The organism is Blautia sp. OF03-13 (assembly GCF_003460685.1).
Taxonomy (GTDB): Bacteria; Bacillota; Clostridia; order Lachnospirales; family Lachnospiraceae; genus Fusicatenibacter; species Fusicatenibacter saccharivorans.
Genome location: NZ_QTVR01000009.1, coordinates 101,989 through 118,970, shown reverse-complemented (window position 1 = coordinate 118,970; position 16,982 = coordinate 101,989). Strand labels below are relative to the sequence as shown.

The window sequence follows — 16,982 nt, the reverse complement described above, 5'->3', positions numbered from 1 at the left end:
TTTCACTATGAACCCAAACACCATTGATTCCATCATCAAACAGCTCATTACATCCCACACCACCATTTCCACCATGGAAAGCTGCACTTCCGGCCTGATCGCCTCCCTGATCACCGACACCGAAGGCGCCTCCGCCATTTTCCCCGGCGGCTACGTCACGTATCTGAACGAAACCAAAGTCCTCGTCGGCGTCGACCCTTCCGTCATCGAAATCCACGGCGTCTACTCCCCCGAATGCGCCGAAGCCATGGCCCGCACAGTACAAGAAAACCTGCACACCGCCATCGCCATCGGAATCACCGGCACAACCGGAAATCTCGACCCCAACAACGCTGACAGCGTACAGGGCGTCGTCTACTTCTGTATTTTATACAAAGCCCAAGCCCACACCTTCACCTTCCAGACCAACGTCTCCGGCATGACCCGCCACGAAATCAAACAGCTTTACGCAGAGCAGGTCTTTGCCGAATTGGAAATGATCTTAACTTCTTCCTTATAAAAAGAATGCAGCTCCGTCTACGATCACCAGAGTCCCGTCCGTCTACCTCCACTCATGCGTCCGCAAATGCCCCGCGAGCTGCATATGGTCAAAGTTATTCTGCCGCAGTGCCTCGTACAGTACGATCGCCACGGAATTTGAAAGGTTCAGCGACCGAATATCATTAATCATCGGAATCCGCACCGCCGTCTCCTGATTATCGTACAGAATATCCTCCGGAATCCCCGCGCTTTCCTTTCCGAACATGATAAAGCAGTCCTCTTCATACTGCACATCCACATACGTCTGCGGCCCCTTCGTCGTCGCATAGTAAATCTTCGCCCCCGGATTTTTCTCCAGAAAATCCTCGTAACTCTCATACACTGTCACATCCAGCTTTGACCAGTAATCCAGCCCCGCGCGCCTGACCGCCTTGTCCGAAATATCAAACCCCAGCGGCTTAATCAGATGCAGCCTCGTCCCCGTCGCCACACACGTCCGTCCGATATTACCTGTATTTGCTGGAATCTCCGGCTCATGAAGAACAATATTCAAATGTGCCATTTTACCAATCACTCCTGTCGTATATTTAAGCCTTATCTGCCAACCCGGTACATCTCATCCATCTGCGGCTTATCCAGATACCTGACCTCTTCCCCGTTCCGGAGAATCCTCTCCTTCCCGGATGTCGTCCGCCCAATCACCGCCGATGGAATCCCTTCGAGTGCCATTTTCTGCACCAGCCCCTCGCCGTCCGCCGCCGCAATCAGCAGCGCCCCCGTCGAAAGCATCTGATACGGATTCACCCCGAAAAATTCACAGATCTCCACCGTCTCCTGCTGGATCGGAATCCTCTTCAGCGCCACATCAAGCCCGATACCCGCGCCGTCCGCCATCTCCCAGAGCGCCCCGAAAATCCCGCCCTCCGAGAGATCCTGCATCGCAGCCGCACCGTGCTCGATCGCAATCTCCGCCTCACGGCAGACAGAGTAATCCTCCGAAAAATCCGCCGCCCCATGGATAAATCCCGGAGAAAATCTCGTCAGAAGCTCATCCCTTCTTGTCTTTGCCAGATAAGACACCGCGCCAAGCGCAATCCCCTTCGTCACGACAAGATCCAAATCCGCTGTCACACACGACGGATCAAACAGCCCCGCACGCGTTGTCCCGCCTGCCGCCGTCACGTTAAGCACCGGATACAAAACCCAGTCCGTCACCTCCGTATGCCCGCCGATCACCGCAGTTCCATACCGCACACACGCACCGTCAACCGCCCGCATCAGCTCCTTTAAATCCTTTTCTTCCATCGCCTCCGGCAGCATCAGCGACACCAGCACTCCTTTTGCCGATGCCCCCGCCGCGGCCACACTGTTGCACACCCTGCAGACCGCGAGCACCGCGTCCTCCGGATCCTTCACCAGCACCGGCGCACACGAAAACACCTGCGTCTCCTTTTCTCCTGCAAATGCCGATACCCCACGTCCGACCGCCGGCCCTGCTGCGTCCTCTCTTTTCTGCCCCAGCATCTTAAACACCGAGCGCACCAGCACGCTCTGCTGTAATTTACCCTTTCGCATCCCTTGTCCTCCTCGAACTTCCTGTTTCAAACGAAAAAGCAGACGTCATGTTCTTACGCAACGAAACAGCAAGTGTTTCACTGCTAAGTGAACAGTAACCAGAAAACGCCTAGTCCTCATCGTCCTCCGTTTTCTCTGTATCGCTGCTGTCTTCCTTCTTCTCCGAAGAACTCGATGACGAACTGCTCTGGCTGTATTTCGCTGCAACTTCCTTTGCTTTTGCAAGATCATTTGCCGCAATCGCCGCCTGCATTTCCGCACGCGCCGCTGCATTGTCCGTCTTTGTTCCCACGGTATAGACATCCGATGTCATGCGGTAAGTGCTGGAATTCACCTGCTCCTTCGTCTCATTTCCATTGTCATTCACAATCTTCCACAGCCGCGCCGTCGAACCCTGATAGCCGTACGATGTCTGTTCAATTGTTCCAAACGATGCATTCGCATCTTCCGTCAGGCTCGGCGTCGGATCCTCCGTGTTTGTCGTCTCACTCTCATAGCGGACCGTGCGGTTCGGATCTCTCGTCTCATGGCCGTAGATGGCAAAATGCAGGGTGCTTCCGTCCGCGCTCGCCTCAATATAAATCGGCGCATCCGTATTGTTGATGAATTTCAGGTCTTTCAATCCCTCTGCAATCGCCGCATCCATCGACGGATCCACATAGTGGACAATCATGGAATGGCTGTACCGCTCCGTCACCTCAAGCTCTGCTTTTAAGACAGCAACATAGAGCGTTGTGGAAACCTGGCAGATACCGCCGCCGTACGAATCGACGACCTTGCCCATCTCATACGATGCTGCCAGTGCATAACCATTTTCCGCATCAAACGGCACAACGACCGCCTCTACGGAAAATTCCTCGCCCGGCTGTACCAGCGTTCCGTTAATCTTCTCTGCGCCGACTGCGACATTCTGTTTTCTGCCGCTCGTACCGTTGCCATACTCCGTCGTACCCTCGCCGAGCAGATCTTTGACAAGTGCAAGCTGCTCCGGATTACCGCCTGCCGGTGTTTCTTCTGTTACCAGTTCTACGCCGCCGATGCCGCCCCGCCAGCTTGTCGTCAGGTAATTGACAACCTTCGCCGTGGACTCATCCACGTTGACGCTGCATCCGGTCTGGCCCGGATTGACGACAAATTCGCCGTTTTCGCGGGTCAGCGTTGCATCTGTTGCCTCGCGGTTCAGCACGGCTGTGTTGTTTTCTACCGCCTGGCGCGCTGCCTCGCCATCGACTGTATATTTCAGGGAAAACGTCACCGTCTCTCCATTTTTGAGCCGGTTCTGTGTCAGGAACCGCTTCAGTACATTGCCTTCCTGCCCGATTGTGACGGCTTCTCTTGCCACCTCCGGGTTGGCACAGGAAAGTCCGAGATCCCCTGCTGTCACCTGTGCATTCTGCTCTCCGGCAGACAGGTTGATAACCGAGGGTTTTAACTGTTCAATTTTGTCGTTTACTGCCTGTGTGATCTGCTCTTCGGTCATACCGCCGACGGAAATGTCTTCTACATAGATTCCGTCCAGCGCTGTCCGGCCATCCGCTTTGACTGGTTCTGCCAGAAAGCAGAATGCGAATGCGATAAGCATCACCTGCAGGCCTCTCATTTTTCTGCTGTTTTTCATACTGTGCCTCTTCTTGATCCGTTTCCCATTTCACTCTGTCTTTTACAGAATCTCTTTACACCAGCCATAAAAGTGCTGGAAGAACCATACCAAGCACCATAACCACTGCAAGAATCAATGCCAGTATCTTTGCTGCATTTCTCTTCTTTGCCAGCGGATCTTTCTTCTTTTTCTGTGCCTCTGTCGGGGCTTTTCGATTGACTTTATTACTCATCGTTCCATCCTTTCTTTTTCTCTTCTATTTTTTCTCAGTTCTCTGTCGTTTTTCCATTCTTCCATGTGCCAGAATAATCTGATCGATCATGCGGGATGCACGGCTTTTTGTGAGTGCTCCCCACTCCGGTTCGAGATCCAGCTCATGGTACCGGATCAGATCCGCCAGATATTTTTTCTGTGCCTCCGTCGCCGGAACCTCACGTTTCATTTTGGCCTTCAGAGGCGCTGCGGCAAACCATTCCGGGTGATCTTCCGAAAATCCTTCTTCCAGTTTTCGGAACAGTGCCAGCGTTTCCAGCACATCGTCCATTGCACGGTGTGCGTGTTCCCGCGGGATCTGATAGTAGCCGCAGAGTGCTTCAAGGCTTCTGCTCTCCAGATCCGGGAGGGCTTTCCGTGCAATTTTCAACGTATCCCACGCTTCTTTTTCAAAGTCCAGACGGGCATTTATCGCTGCCTGCTTGATGAAGCTGTAATCGAACAGAATATTGTGCCCCAGAAGCGGCAGGCCGCCGCAGAAATCCAGAAAGCCGCGGACAGCAGTCTCCACATCGGGCGCATTCGCAATCATCTCATCCCGGATTCCGGTGAGTTCCGTGATCCGCTCCGGCACTTTTCTGCCCGGATTGACGAAAGTCTCATACGATGCCGTGACCTCTCCGCCCTGCACTTTTACTGCACCGATCTCCAGAATCTGGTCTTCCTTTACAGAAAGACCCGTTGTCTCAAGATCGAGCACTACAAAATCTTGTATTTTCATCTTTTATTACCTTTTCTAGTATCTCATGTTCTTTTGAAATGTCAAGCGTAAAAAAGCTCACTACAGTCGATCATCTCCGCATTTCCCGTCAGCGGATCGCGCTTCTGATAATCAAACAGGAGTACCGTACGCGCCTTTTCCCCGTTTCCGAGCACATCGTAATCAAAAACTTCCACATGCGTCATGCGCTGCAGCTGCTTCCAATCGTATGTCGTATACGACGGCAGAAGCGTTCTCGTTTCGGCTTCCTTCTGGTAAAAATCACGCGATTCGTTTTTCCATTCCGACGGATCCTTTGCAAAATGCGGCCGCGTCTTCATATTTTCCCGCGCATACAGATCGAGTACCATCATCTGGCGGAAGAATGCTTCGTCCTGCTGTTTTTCGTCCCGTAAAAACTCGAGCAGAATTTCATACCGCTGGATCCGGTTATGCGCCGCCTCACTGTAGCCCTTCGCCCGGTAGAAATCACCGAGTTCCTGGAAGAAGTCGAACGGGTTCTCATACAACCGCTCGATCATCGGCAGCGTGTGGACAAACTGACCGCTGTTGTAATAGACTTCTACCATCTCTTCCACGTCTTTCAGTTTCAGCACATCATCATACGGCAGCCATTTTGTATAAAGCACCTCATACGGCTCCCGTTCCTGATAATGGCAGTCATATTCTTTCGTATGCTCATACATAAAGGAGCCTCGAAGCACTTTTAAAAATCCGAGCTGCAGCTGCTGCGGCCGGAGCGCATAGACATCCGCAAAAGAACGGCGGAAACTTGCATAGTCCTCGTAGGGAAGTCCCGCAATCAGGTCCAGATGCTGGTGGATGTTTCTTCCTTTCGCAATCCGATTGACAATCTCTGTCACTTTTCCAAAATCCATCTTCCGGTGAATTGCTTCGATCGTCTGCGGATTCGTAGACTGCACGCCGATCTCGAGCTGTACGAGTCCCGGCCGCAGCGTATTCAAAAGTTCCAGCTCTTCTTCCGTAATCAGATCGGCAGCAATTTCAAAATGGAAATTTGTCACACCATTATCATGTTCTGCGATGAATTTCCAGATCGCCATTGCATGATCTTTTTTGCAGTTGAAGGTACGATCTACAAATTTAACCTGCGGTACCTTCTGCTCCAAAAAGAAGGCAAGCTCCTTTTTTACGAGATCGAGATTTCGGAACCGGAGCCTTTTATCAATGGAAGAAAGGCAGTAGCTGCACGAGAACGGACAGCCACGGCTCGACTCATAATAAATGATGCGGTTCTCAAATTTTTTCAGGTTTGCATAGGGAAAATCCACCTCGGACAGCTCCATAACCGGACGCCACGGGTTGCTTTTGACTGCACCGTCTGCATCACGGTATGTAATGCCATGGATCTCCTCCAGCGTTTTCCCCTCCATCCCATTCTCCTGGTTCTGATAATAAACTGCTATTTCCCGGAAAGTCACTTCTCCCTCGCCTTTCATAATTCCGGCAAGGAACGGATACTGCTCCAGCATCTCCTCTGCATGGTACGAAACCTCCGGCCCGCCAAGCCAGATCTTTGTTTTCGGACTGATTTTATGATATTCTGTAATCAGATCCTCTACGATTGATATATTCCAGATGTAGCAGGAAACGCAGACAACGTCTGCACGCGCCAGAAACAGGCTTCGCAGCATGGAATCCTTTGACTGATTGATCGTAAATTCGCGGATCTCCGGGAACACGCCGGCTTTCTCCGCGCTTGCCTGCAGCGTATAAACTGCGAGATTGGAATGAATATATTTTGCGTTGACCGCAGTCAGAATAATTTTCATAATCTTTCTAATACTTCTCCTTGGTTCCTCTTTGCATATCTTTTATACTACCACATTCTCGAACGAAAATACACCGCCATTCCTCCAAAAGCACAATTTTTTCGCGATTTTCGATAAAACAGTTGCAATTTTCGCGAATCCATGTTATATTAACAGAGGTTTCCAACAGGAAATCAAAATGCCCAGATAGCTCAGTTGGTAGAGCAGAGGACTGAAAATCCTCGTGTCGCTGGTTCGATTCCGGCTCTGGGCATTTTTTGCTGCACAAAAGCAGGATTCACATTTTTTGCCACAGCAAAATCCGGCAGAATCTCCTGTCTCCTATCGCAAAAAAACTCTGCACCGCATCCCCGGAAATTCCCGGATGGATACGGTACAGAGTTTTTTTCGTCGCATAACTGCCCAAGAAAACATTTCGTTTTTACAGATTTTTGATTACCTCCCATGCTTCATCATCAAATTTTCTATCTCTGAAATAGTACTGTTTATCTTCTTCGGTAATCTTCCGAATGACTTTACACGGATTTCCTGCTGCAATCGACCAGTCCGGAATGTCCTTTGTTACAACACTTCCGCCGCCGATAACAACGTTATCTCCGATATGTACACCTGGTAAAATAACGGTATTTCCGCCAATCCAGACATTATCTCCGATGGTAACTTCAATGCCGTATTCATACGCACTGTTTCTTGCCGCCGAATGCACCGGATGACCTGCAGTATAGATGGCAACGTTCGGCGCCATCTGGCAGTTGTCTCCGATTTTTACCTTTGCCACATCGAGAATGGTGCAGTTATAATTTGCAAAGAAATTTTTTCCAACCTCAATATGAAAGCCATAGTCACAGTAAAATGGCGGATTGACAAATGCACCCTCGGATTTTCCAAACAGTTCTTTTACAATGGCTGCGATTCCGTCAAAATCCGAACGGTCGATGGTGTTCAGTTTCTGCGTCAGTCTTCTCGCATTCATCTGCTGCTCCATGACCTCTGCATCGGAAATGTACGGTAACTGTCTGTCTCTTCTCTCTACGTTTTTCATTGTTCTGTATCCTCCCTGGTAATATTATTCACCCACTGATATTTTTTATAGTGTCTGTAAACGGCAGGAAGCTTAATCATTTCATCCAGATTCAGCAGGAAATAAACGACCATGACCGTTGTTCCGATCGTAATCGCCGCATAAAAGAGATTCAGGACAAAAGAAATCTGTGTGGCAAGCGAAACTGCAGACAGGGAATTCTGGTCCAGCGTACCGACCATTAACGCATCGGACGCACTTACCAGTGCATTCATCAGATTCTGTACAACCATCGGGATCAGCAGTGCAAGAAGTTTCCGGTAGAATTCTGGATCTTTTTTCTTGATTTCCCTCTGATTTTTCATTTCTTTTTCCTTTTTTCTGTTTTATTCCATACACGTATATGTTATAATCATATTATCTTAGGTTTTGCGTTTTTTCTACGACAATATTCCTTATTTTTTATAATAATTGTACTTTTTCACGGAGGTTTTTATGATAAATGACCCAATTACAAAAGTCATGCAGGACGCATCCGAGATCGTCCGCTACGATGAAGTCGGCATTCCGCTTTATATCCGGGAAGGACTGCTTTCTTCCTATCCAGATCACCGGGCGCTCTGCCACTGGCATGAGGATATCGAATGGGTACAGATCCGCTCCGGTCAGATGAACTACTATATCAATGGAAAAAGAGTCCTTTTAAACGCCGGGGAGGCGATTATCGTCAATTCCCGCCAGATGCACTACGGATATTCTGAAAACGGCCAGGAATGTGACTTTATCTGTATCCTGTGCCATCCGAAAATCCTCACCGCGAACAGCGTTCTGTACCAGTCTTATATTACGCCGGTTCTTTCGAATCCGGCTCTGGAATATCTTCATCTGAAGCCGGAAAATCCGGAAGATACTGAAGCGCTGCAGACCCTCCCGGAAATTCTCCGGCTGAAGAAGGAACAGCCAACCGCCTACGAAATCGAGGCTGCTGCTCTGCTTTCCCTTTTGTGGTGCCGTCTTTTGCGCACGCATCCGATGATGCCGGACGGCAACACCGCCGTCTCACAGGATCCAGATCTTCTGATCCAGCGCGATATGGTTTCCTATATTTACAGCCACTACAATGAATCCATCAATCTGGAAGAGATCGCCGCCGCCGGAAAAGTCTGCCGCAATAAATGCTGTCAGATTTTCCGCCGCTATCTTTGCCAGAGCCCAATTGATTTTCTGAATCATTACCGTCTGGAAGTAAGCTGTCATCTGCTAAACACAACCAAAATGTCCATCGCGGAAATCTGTACCGCATGCGGTTTCAATCATCAGAGTTATTATTCCAAAATTTTTCTGCGTACTTACCATTGTACGCCGAGAGATTTCCGGAAACGCGCAGAAGGCCTGCCAACATAACCTGATTTTTTTCTGTACACGTTTTTTTGTTAAAAAAAGGAAGAATTTTGCTAGACATTTTTCCGATCCCTGTTATAATAAAATTACAAAGGTGTTGCGCTAAACCTAACCAAAACACTATATTTTCCATTTATTTTACAAGGAGGATGACATGGTAAAAAAATTTGTCTACGGAACCCCATTTGAAACCGAAGCTGTCGTAAAAGAGATCCCCTCTTCCGAAGGAAACCCGGATTACGGTACCTTCTCCACCGAGAACGGCTTCTCCTTCACTACAAAGCTTGCTGACGAGGACATGGTATTCGGACTTGGCGAAGCCAACCGCGGCATCAACAAACGCGGTTTTCTTTACATCAGTGACTGCGCTGATGATCCAAACCACGTAGAGAGCAAAACCTCTCTGTATGCAGCACACAACTTCATCATCATCTCCGGCAAGACACACGTAGGATTCTTCTTCGATTATCCGGGCACCCTGCGTTTCGATATCGGCTACACGACTTCCGATACAATGACTGTTTCCTGCGAAAACGCAGATCTCTACGTTTACATGATCACCGGTGATTCCGATCTTGATATCGTAAAACAGTTCCGCGGCATCATCGGACGCAGCTACATTGCTCCGAAGTTTGCTTTCGGTTACGGTCAGAGCCGCTGGGGCTACAAAACAGAGGATGATTTCCGCACGGTAGTGAAAAAATACCGCGAAAACCATGTGCCGCTCGATATGGTTTACATGGATATTGACTACATGCAGGATTACAAGGACTTCACCGTAAATGAAGAACGTTTCCCGGATTTCGAGGGATTTGTACAGGATATGAAAAAAGAAAAGATCCATCTCGTTCCGATCATCGATGCCGGTGTGAAAGTCGAAGAGGGTTATGACATTTACGAAGAGGGCTGTGAAAAAGGCTACTTCTGCCGCCGTGAGGATGGCTCCTACTTCGAAGCTACTGTATGGCCGGGCTGGACTCATTTCCCGGATGTCTTAAATGCAGATGCCAGAAAATGGTTTGGTGACAAATACGATGTTCTCGTTTCCAAGGGAATCGATGCCTTCTGGAATGACATGAACGAGCCATCCATCTTCTATTCCCAGGAAGGCCTTGCTGATTTCAAGGAGACTGCAAAGAAATATGTGGAAGGTGACCCGGAGGTTCCGCACTACATGGTAGGCGGAAAGCTTCAGGCACTGGCAAACAACCATGAGGACTATAAACGCTTCTATCACAACGTAAACGGCGAACAGGTCCGCCATGACAAGGTACACAATCTGTTTGGCTACAACATGACACGTTCTGCCGGTGAAGCTTTTGAACGAATTTCCCCGGATAAGCGAATCCTGATGTTCTCCCGTTCTTCCTACATCGGCATGCACCGTTACGGCGGAATCTGGACCGGAGACAACTGCTCGTGGTGGTCACACATCCTGCTGAACCTGAAGATGATGCCGTCCCTCAACATGTGCGGTTTCCTCTATACCGGAGCCGACCTCGGCGGATTCGGTGCAAATACCACAAGAGACCTGCTGCTCCGCTGGCTGGCACTTGGTGTTTTCACTCCTCTGATGAGAAACCATGCCGCACTCGGAACACGTGAGCAGGAACCTTACCAGTTTGAGCATATCGAGGACTTCCGCAACGTCATCGGCGTCCGCTACCGCCTCGTTCCGTATCTGTACAGCGAGTACATGAAGGCTGCTTTAAACGACGATATGTACTTCAAACCGCTTGCCTTCGTTTATCCGGACGACAAACTGGCAAGAAATACAGAAGATCAGTTGATGATCGGTAATGAGATCATGATCGCACCGGTTTACACCCAGAATGCCATCGGCCGTTACGTATATCTGCCGGAAGAAATGATGTTTGTAAAATTCCTCGGCAATGGAAACATGTTCCAGGAGGTTCTTCCAAAAGGTATCCACTATGTAGAAGTTGCCCTGAATGAGGTTCCGCTCTTCATCCGCAAAGGCTGCGCAATCCCGGTTGCTGATTTTGCAGAATCCATACCGGATATCAAAGAGGAAAGCATCCGCATGGTCGGATACGAAGGCGCTTCCTACGAGCGTTATACCGATGACGGAGTTTCCCGTATCTGATACAGAAAACAGTTTTTGAATCATCTCCCCCTTTGCAGGAGCTTCCCGGAGCCATCAGGTTCCGGAAGCTCCTGCAGTTTTTCACGCAAAAAGGCGGGAACCCTCTATGTTTCTCCGGGTCCGCTTTTTTCTTTTCGCTTTATTCTGTTTTAGGCAGCCGCACCTCTACGACGGCTCCGTAATTTTCATCCATATTGGAGCACGTAATGCTCGCCCGTTCGCCGTACATCAGCGCCAGGCGGCGTTTTATATTGGAGATGCCGACATGGTGACGGCCGTGGTAGATGATAGGCGTGTCGTTTTCGATTGCATCCAGTGCCTCTTTCGAAAATCCGTTTCCGGTGTCGGAAATACAGATGTAGAGGTACTCACCGTCCTCGTACGTCTCGTTTGTGAGATATAGGGAAATCTCACTCTTCCGGTCCAGGGATACACCGTGTACTACGGAGTTTTCCACCAGTGTCTGCAGCAGAAGAGACGGAACCTTCCATTCTCCGATATCACCATCCGTCGTTGCTTCAAAGGAAAAGGCTTCTTCTCCGTACCGCAGCTTCTGGATGCGGATATATGCCTCAATGTGTTCCAGCTCTTCCTCCACATCGCGCTGCTTCTTGGAATCCTGGAAAATGTAGCGCATATAGTCGGACAGCACCGTTGTGATCTCAACGATCTCGCCTTCGTTATTCTTATCCGCAATGCCATGGATCAGGCTCAGGCAGTTCAGAAAGAAGTGTGGCTTGATCTGTTCCTGCGTGTATTCCAGCTCGGCTTTCTGTTCGGCAAGCTCTTTTTCGTAGATCGCAATTTTCAATCCCTGTATTTTCCGCAGCAGTTCCTTGAATTTGCCGCTCACAGACTCCAGCTCTAACAGATTGTTGCTTCCATCGTCATTCAGACTCTGCTCTTTTTCCAGCTCCTCCAGTTTTTGTCCGAATTTTTCCAGCGGTTCCAGAATCCGGTGGTAATATGCTGTAATTTCCAATGCGCAGACAATCAGAAGAACCGCGATCAGGACGACGAATGCAATCTGCATAATCAGTACATTCTCAAGAATACCGCCTCCCGGCAGAACCATGAGATTGATTTTTCCGACCGTGCCAAGCTGGTAGGAATAGACCGTCGCATTTTTCTCTTTTTTCTCTCCCGCTTTGGAAAAATCGATAATCTCATTTTTATATTTTTCCGATGTGTCTGCCTGCGTCATCACGCGCCCTCTGGCATCTACCATAAACGGAATGACATCATACTCCTCTGTTTTGGCGCGGATGGTCCGGAAAATCAGATTCAGATTGATGACGCAGCCTATGACTTTTTTGTTTTTCGCGTACCAGCCGACAATATAGTCGTCGTCGCCAAACGTAATCACAGTCCATTGTGTGCTGATCGAATCCTTTGATGTCATAATCTGCAGATAGGACATCAGCATCTGATTCAGCGTTGTCATTCCCTTACTCTCGGTAAACATAGTTCCGCTGTCCGTAATCAGAACATTGGCTTTCTGACCGTAGACGAAGAAGGTCTGTACCTCATGGTAACGGATTTTCAGCACACGGTTTCGCTCCCGCAGCGTCTGCTCCATTTCATAATACTGAGCATCTGTCGATGTTATCTGATCCGGGATTTCTTTGATATTGCTGTCAGAATCCAGCAGATAGATCAGTTCACTGTTGATCTGCGACATATCACGGTTGATCTGATCGACATAGAGCTTTGCCGTATCGGCAATATATTTATCTGCCAGCTTGCGGTTTTCCCAAACGCCCCAGAGCAGGCAGACAACAAGCCCCATCAGGACCAGAAAAACCGGAGTTCCAAGCCGCAGTGACGTATCCTTCATACTGCGTATTCGAACGCTATGCAGCATCCTTCGTTTTCCTTTCTGCCAGAGATTCATAAGCACATCCACCCCTCTTTTTTTTCTACAGAGCAACTGCCGGACGCCGCACCTTACCGCGCAGCTCCGGCAGTCATTTTACACTCACGGAATATATTTGCAGCTATGTTCTTTGTAACACAGCCCATTATATCACATTTTTTCGCTTTGTGCATGCAAAGTCCGTGTTTCACATGGTGAGAACAGGATTCTTTGTTGCCGTTCGCCTGCTACCGGTGAGCGGTAACATTCTCTTATTCAGAGAAAATGTTCAGCAGCTTTTCTGCATCCGCTCCTTCTTTTACGAATACCGGAATAGTATCCAGCGGTGCAGCAACCGTTACGTTCTGTCCTCCCTCATACTTTTCTCCGGTCCATGCGTTAAACCATGCTGTTCCATCCGGGAGATAAACCTCGCGCTCCGTTACGTGATCCTCCATCACAGGTGCAACATAGAGATCCGGTCCGAACAGATAAGCATCCTCCACATTCCAGCTTTCCTGATCTGTCGGGAAATCATAGAAAACAGGCCGCATCATCGGAGTTCCGTCCTCATGTGCTTTCTTCATCTGTGTCCGGATATAATCTCTCAGGCGCTCACGCAGGAAAATATATTTCTTTGAAATTTCATATGCCTTATCGCCAAAACTCCAGATCTCATTATCGCTGCCGGAGCCGATCTGCTCTGCACCGTAGCCCTCCTGTGGATTGCGGTTTCCATGCAGACGCATGACAGGACAGAAGCATCCGTACTCAAACCAGCGGATGTACAGACGATGGAAATCCGGGTCGTCGGTTCTGGCGCCGTGGAAACCGCCAATATCGGTGGTCCACCACGGAATACCGGCAATCGCCATGTTAAGCCCTGCCTGTACCTGGCGCCGGAAGCACTCGAAGGTACTTACAATATCGCCTGACCATACGAGCGCACCATATTTCGCGCTGCCTGCCCAGGCAGAACGGATCAGGCTGATTGGCATAGTATCGCCTTCTGCCGTCATGCCATCATAGAACGCTTTCAGATAATATTTCGGATAAATATTTCCGACCTCCTGTACGCTTCCGAGCTGATAGCGGTAGTTCTTGAAATCGTAAACGCTGTATTCCGGCTCTGCCACATCCAGCCAGAAGAGTTTTGCACCCTGATCGTAATAATTTTTCTTGATTTTTTCCCAGACATACGTTCTTGCATCCGGGTTGGTTGCATCGAAGAAGACTTCATTTCCACCGCAGAGCATCGTCAGCGGTACACCGTGCTCCGTGCGAACCAGATAGCCCTTCTCTTTCATCTCCTCAAAGTTTTCGGAATAAATGTCGACGGTCGGCCATACCGATACAACAACCTGAATTCCCATCTCCTTTAATTCGCGGCACATACCCGGCACATCCGGCCAGTATTTCGGATCAAATTTGAACTCGCCCTGCTTCGTCCAGTGGAAGAAATCGACGACAATCACATCAAGCGGTACACCGAGTTCTTTGTATTTTCTTGCTACAGACAGAAGCTGTTCCTGGTTCCAGTAGCGGAGCTACACTGCCAGAAGCCCATGCCATATTCCGGCATCATCGGCGGTTTTCCGGTCAGCGTCATATAATTCTCCTCGATCTCGGCAGGCATATCACCTGCAATCACAAGATAATCGATTTCTTTCCCGGATTCCGTTACCCATTCCGTTCCATTATTCGCAAACATCACCTGTCCGACGCCCGGATTGTTCCATAAGAAGCCGTAGCCGATACTGGAAAGATAGAACGGAACACTGACCTGTGAGTTTCTCTGTGCCAGCTCCAGCATACAGCCCTTCAGATCCAGCTCATGCTGCTGATACTGTCCCATTCCGAAGATTTTCTCACCTTTTCTTGCTACAAACCGCGCTACAATACGGAAATTATCCCCGACGCCGTTGCTGTACTCGCGTCCCATGATGTTGAGCGGCATGCTTTCCTCATCGCGCAGACGGCGGAAATGCTCCTTTAACAGAACTCTTCCATCCTCATGATAGAACGTAATGACGCTGCCGGAATCGATCACTGCATGAAGCTTTCCATTTGTGATTTTTCCGTAGGAAGTATCCGTTCCCTCATACATATTGGCAAAGGCTCCGCCTTTTGCTGATGGATCCTCAAAGATTTCAACCTCTCCCGCATGCGCGTCCTTTGCTTCCAGCGCCCAGTCACGGCCGGTAAAGCTCGATTTTTTGTCGCGCGTACACGCAGTGCATCTTTCCCCCACGCTTCGATGCAGACGGTCTCGCCATCGTAGGAATAAATTAACTTACCCTCTTTTTCCAAAAACATGTAAAAATCCTCCTTTTGTCAAAAACGGCAGGTCATTTCTGGCCTGCCGTTTCTCCTGCTGTTTTGCACCTCAGACATTGATCCGCCGGATCAACGCCTGCTTCTTACAGGTAATGTTATTTTCTGTTTATTTTGCCAGATTTTCTTTGTATGCATTGTAAGCATCTGTCTGAATCTGGAGGAACTCGTCAATACCCATAGCTTTCAGCTGATCGATGTAGGAATCCCATTCATCATCGATGCCGCCGTCTACTACCCAGTGTGCATACTGTGCTTCTACATATTTATAGATATCGGTTCCGATTGCCGTGATTCTGGAAAGGTCTTCGTCGGTATACTGAACCATCGGGAATCCGCAGTTTTTCTCAGTATCAACATATTTCTCGTTGATTGCATCGTCTGCCAGTTTGATACCATCACCCTGATCTTCCGGAAGAGAAACTTTGTCATAGAAATCCCCGTTCATGTATTTTGGTCCGAAGTCACGTAAGGAGTTGGACCATGCGGAAGTATCCAGAGAAGATCCATCGCTTGGCACATCTACATTGTAGGTTCCGTCGCCATTGTCTGTGATCTGGCTTCCGATCGTACCATAGAAGGTCTGTAACGATGCAAGATCGGTGTAAAATTCATCCGCCCATTTCAGCAGGGTGTCAGGATCTTTACAGTCTTTGGAGATCATGAGCTCACGGTCGGAGATATCAAGGTAATTGGTTGCTGCTTCTACGTAGTGGTTTCCATCGTAGCCTTCTACTGCCTCAAGGGTCTTAAACTGATTTACGTTCGGGCCAACCTCAGCATCTGCAGTCCATCCAAAGATAAGACCTACCTGAGAACCTCCATCTGCCTGCTGTTTTGCTGTCTTCATGGAACCATCCTGTGTGAAGTACTCAGGGTCAACAACGCCCTCTTCCCATAACTGACGCATCCATTTTACTGCTTCTTTGTAATTTTCTTCCATCGGCATGAAGACCGGTTTTCCTTCGCCATTCAGTCCCATGTAGTTTCCGTCACGGCTTACCATGGTTCCGAACGGGGAAAGAATGTGGCGCAGATCACCGCTTAACAGTCCGCTGCCTGCTGAATTTGTGATACCGATTTCGTTGGTCGGATCCCCGTCACCATCAGCATCTTCTGTTGCAAATTTAACAAGAACCTCTTCCAGCTCTTTATAGGTCTTCGGTGTTTCCAGTCCTAAGTTATCCAGCCATTCCTGGTTGATGCACATAACATCGCCGCAAACCTTCGGACGAAGCGGAAGCTTCTTCGGTAAGCTGTAGATTCTTCCGTCACGGCTGGTGCAGACTGCTTTCAGTTCCGGATCAGCCTCAAAGGCTGCTTTCAGGTTCGGCATATCTTTTTCGATCAGATCTGTCAGATCCAGGAATGCCGATTTGTTCTGTGCCATATCTGCCTGTGTTAAGCAGATGGAGCCAAGAAATGCATCCGGGAGGTCTCCGGAAGCCAGCAGCAGAGATTTCTGCTCGGACCAGTCACTGTTGTAATAAACCTGCCAGTCGATGTTGATATTCATCTTGTCCTCGATTTCTTTCATGACGCCTTCATGCAGGAAATCGGTCGGCCAGGTATCGGTCCATCTTACCGTTGCAATCTTATAGGTTGGGCGGTCACTGGTATCTGTCGTGTCACTGGCAGAAGATTCTGTCTTGGCAGAACTTGCTGCAGTGCTTCCACTCGTACTTTCCGCTCCTCCATTACTTCCACATCCTGCAAGCAGTCCGGCTGCCATTGCGGCCGAAAGAGCAACGCTCCAGGCCATTTTCGTTTTCTTTCTCATCATCATCTCTCCTTTATGATTTTTTTATTTGCAATACTTCTC

At 49.1% G+C, this 16,982-nt stretch carries 15 protein-coding genes and 1 tRNA gene; 4 read left to right on the top strand and 12 right to left on the bottom strand.

Annotated elements, in window-relative coordinates; translation table 11 throughout:
- Window positions 1-7: 7 nt before the first annotated feature.
- Entirely contained in the window at window positions 8-499 is a 492-nt protein-coding gene (locus tag DXA55_RS08920; protein ID WP_117813811.1) for a CinA family protein, read from the top strand.
- 42 nt (window positions 500-541) lie between these two features.
- Here DXA55_RS08920 and trmL read toward each other — a convergent pair whose 3' ends face one another.
- From trmL to DXA55_RS08895, 6 genes are all read right to left on the bottom strand, one after another.
- Window positions 542-1,042 (bottom strand): tRNA (uridine(34)/cytosine(34)/5-carboxymethylaminomethyluridine(34)-2'-O)-methyltransferase TrmL, encoded by a 501-nt coding sequence (gene trmL, locus DXA55_RS08915; protein WP_117509323.1) that lies wholly within the window; start codon window positions 1,040-1,042, stop codon window positions 542-544.
- Window positions 1,043-1,074: 32 nt separating this feature from the next.
- Window positions 1,075-2,055, bottom strand: coding sequence for an AIR synthase-related protein (locus DXA55_RS08910; RefSeq protein ID WP_117813809.1), 981 nt, complete (start codon window positions 2,053-2,055; stop codon window positions 1,075-1,077).
- A 109-nt stretch (window positions 2,056-2,164) separates the two neighbouring features.
- Window positions 2,165-3,673 (bottom strand): VanW family protein, encoded by a 1,509-nt coding sequence (locus tag DXA55_RS08905; RefSeq protein WP_117813807.1) that lies wholly within the window; start codon window positions 3,671-3,673, stop codon window positions 2,165-2,167.
- A 55-nt stretch (window positions 3,674-3,728) separates the two neighbouring features.
- A complete protein-coding gene (locus tag DXA55_RS17065) occupies window positions 3,729-3,887 on the bottom strand; it encodes a hypothetical protein (RefSeq protein WP_022462412.1) in 159 nt (52 codons plus the stop codon).
- A gap of 24 nt (window positions 3,888-3,911) precedes the next feature.
- Entirely contained in the window at window positions 3,912-4,649 is a 738-nt protein-coding gene (locus tag DXA55_RS08900; protein WP_055220616.1) for a 3'-5' exonuclease, read from the bottom strand.
- 41 nt (window positions 4,650-4,690) lie between these two features.
- The gene (locus DXA55_RS08895; RefSeq protein WP_117813805.1) at window positions 4,691-6,442 is read right to left on the bottom strand and encodes a B12-binding domain-containing radical SAM protein; all 1,752 of its coding nucleotides are present in this window, start codon (window positions 6,440-6,442) and stop codon (window positions 4,691-4,693) included.
- 180 nt (window positions 6,443-6,622) lie between these two features.
- On the opposite strand from DXA55_RS08895, the gene DXA55_RS08890 reads away from it, so the two are divergent.
- Window positions 6,623-6,695: transfer RNA gene (locus DXA55_RS08890), tRNA-Phe, on the top strand.
- Window positions 6,696-6,863: 168 nt separating this feature from the next.
- Here DXA55_RS08890 and DXA55_RS08885 read toward each other — a convergent pair.
- Both DXA55_RS08885 and DXA55_RS08880 read right to left on the bottom strand, forming a co-directional pair.
- Window positions 6,864-7,484, bottom strand: coding sequence for a sugar O-acetyltransferase (locus DXA55_RS08885; RefSeq protein ID WP_117813803.1), 621 nt, complete (start codon window positions 7,482-7,484; stop codon window positions 6,864-6,866).
- A complete protein-coding gene (locus DXA55_RS08880; protein ID WP_022462408.1) occupies window positions 7,481-7,828 on the bottom strand; it encodes an MATE family efflux transporter in 348 nt (115 codons plus the stop codon). The genes DXA55_RS08885 and DXA55_RS08880 overlap by 4 nt, the downstream gene beginning before the upstream one ends.
- A 130-nt stretch (window positions 7,829-7,958) precedes the next feature.
- Here DXA55_RS08880 and DXA55_RS08875 point away from each other — a divergent pair, with 130 nt between their 5' ends.
- Together DXA55_RS08875 and DXA55_RS08870 are read left to right on the top strand one after the other, a co-directional pair.
- The gene (locus DXA55_RS08875) at window positions 7,959-8,867 is read left to right on the top strand and encodes an AraC family transcriptional regulator (RefSeq protein ID WP_117813801.1); all 909 of its coding nucleotides are present in this window, start codon (window positions 7,959-7,961) and stop codon (window positions 8,865-8,867) included.
- 151 nt (window positions 8,868-9,018) lie between these two features.
- Window positions 9,019-10,971, top strand: a complete 1,953-nt coding sequence (locus DXA55_RS08870; RefSeq protein ID WP_117813798.1) for a glycoside hydrolase family 31 protein — start codon at window positions 9,019-9,021, stop codon at window positions 10,969-10,971.
- Window positions 10,972-11,110: 139 nt separating this feature from the next.
- Here the strand turns inward: DXA55_RS08870 and DXA55_RS08865 are convergent, their stop codons facing one another.
- The 4 genes from DXA55_RS08865 to DXA55_RS08855 all read right to left on the bottom strand — a co-directional run bounded on the left by DXA55_RS08865 (window position 11,111) and on the right by DXA55_RS08855 (window position 16,940).
- Window positions 11,111-12,865 (bottom strand): sensor histidine kinase, encoded by a 1,755-nt coding sequence (locus DXA55_RS08865; protein ID WP_117813797.1) that lies wholly within the window; start codon window positions 12,863-12,865, stop codon window positions 11,111-11,113.
- Between the two features lie 233 nt (window positions 12,866-13,098).
- The gene (locus tag DXA55_RS18685) at window positions 13,099-14,346 is read right to left on the bottom strand and encodes a TIM-barrel domain-containing protein (protein WP_243110705.1); all 1,248 of its coding nucleotides are present in this window, start codon (window positions 14,344-14,346) and stop codon (window positions 13,099-13,101) included.
- Window positions 14,337-15,077 (bottom strand): hypothetical protein, encoded by a 741-nt coding sequence (locus tag DXA55_RS18680; protein WP_330415193.1) that lies wholly within the window; start codon window positions 15,075-15,077, stop codon window positions 14,337-14,339. Before DXA55_RS18680 ends, DXA55_RS18685 begins: the two co-directional genes overlap by 10 nt.
- Window positions 15,078-15,269: 192 nt before the next feature.
- On the bottom strand, window positions 15,270-16,940 hold the full coding sequence (locus DXA55_RS08855) for an extracellular solute-binding protein (RefSeq protein ID WP_158565063.1): 1,671 nt from the start codon (window positions 16,938-16,940) through the stop codon (window positions 15,270-15,272).
- Between the last annotated feature and the right edge of the window lie 42 nt (window positions 16,941-16,982).

Coding starts and splice junctions, on each gene's coding strand:
- DXA55_RS08920 (WP_117813811.1), top strand. CDS start 8: ATGAACCCAAACACCATTGATTCCATCATCAAACAGCTCATTACATCC.
- DXA55_RS08905 (WP_117813807.1), bottom strand. CDS start 3,673: ATGAAAAACAGCAGAAAAATGAGAGGCCTGCAGGTGATGCTTATCGCA.
- DXA55_RS08875 (WP_117813801.1), top strand. CDS start 7,959: ATGATAAATGACCCAATTACAAAAGTCATGCAGGACGCATCCGAGATC.
- DXA55_RS08880 (WP_022462408.1), bottom strand. CDS start 7,828: ATGAAAAATCAGAGGGAAATCAAGAAAAAAGATCCAGAATTCTACCGG.
- DXA55_RS08895 (WP_117813805.1), bottom strand. CDS start 6,442: ATGAAAATTATTCTGACTGCGGTCAACGCAAAATATATTCATTCCAAT.
- DXA55_RS08855 (WP_158565063.1), bottom strand. CDS start 16,940: ATGAGAAAGAAAACGAAAATGGCCTGGAGCGTTGCTCTTTCGGCCGCA.
- DXA55_RS17065 (WP_022462412.1), bottom strand. CDS start 3,887: ATGAGTAATAAAGTCAATCGAAAAGCCCCGACAGAGGCACAGAAAAAG.
- DXA55_RS08900 (WP_055220616.1), bottom strand. CDS start 4,649: ATGAAAATACAAGATTTTGTAGTGCTCGATCTTGAGACAACGGGTCTT.
- DXA55_RS08910 (WP_117813809.1), bottom strand. CDS start 2,055: ATGCGAAAGGGTAAATTACAGCAGAGCGTGCTGGTGCGCTCGGTGTTT.
- trmL (WP_117509323.1), bottom strand. CDS start 1,042: ATGGCACATTTGAATATTGTTCTTCATGAGCCGGAGATTCCAGCAAAT.
- DXA55_RS08885 (WP_117813803.1), bottom strand. CDS start 7,484: ATGAAAAACGTAGAGAGAAGAGACAGACAGTTACCGTACATTTCCGAT.
- DXA55_RS08865 (WP_117813797.1), bottom strand. CDS start 12,865: ATGAATCTCTGGCAGAAAGGAAAACGAAGGATGCTGCATAGCGTTCGA.
- DXA55_RS08870 (WP_117813798.1), top strand. CDS start 9,019: ATGGTAAAAAAATTTGTCTACGGAACCCCATTTGAAACCGAAGCTGTC.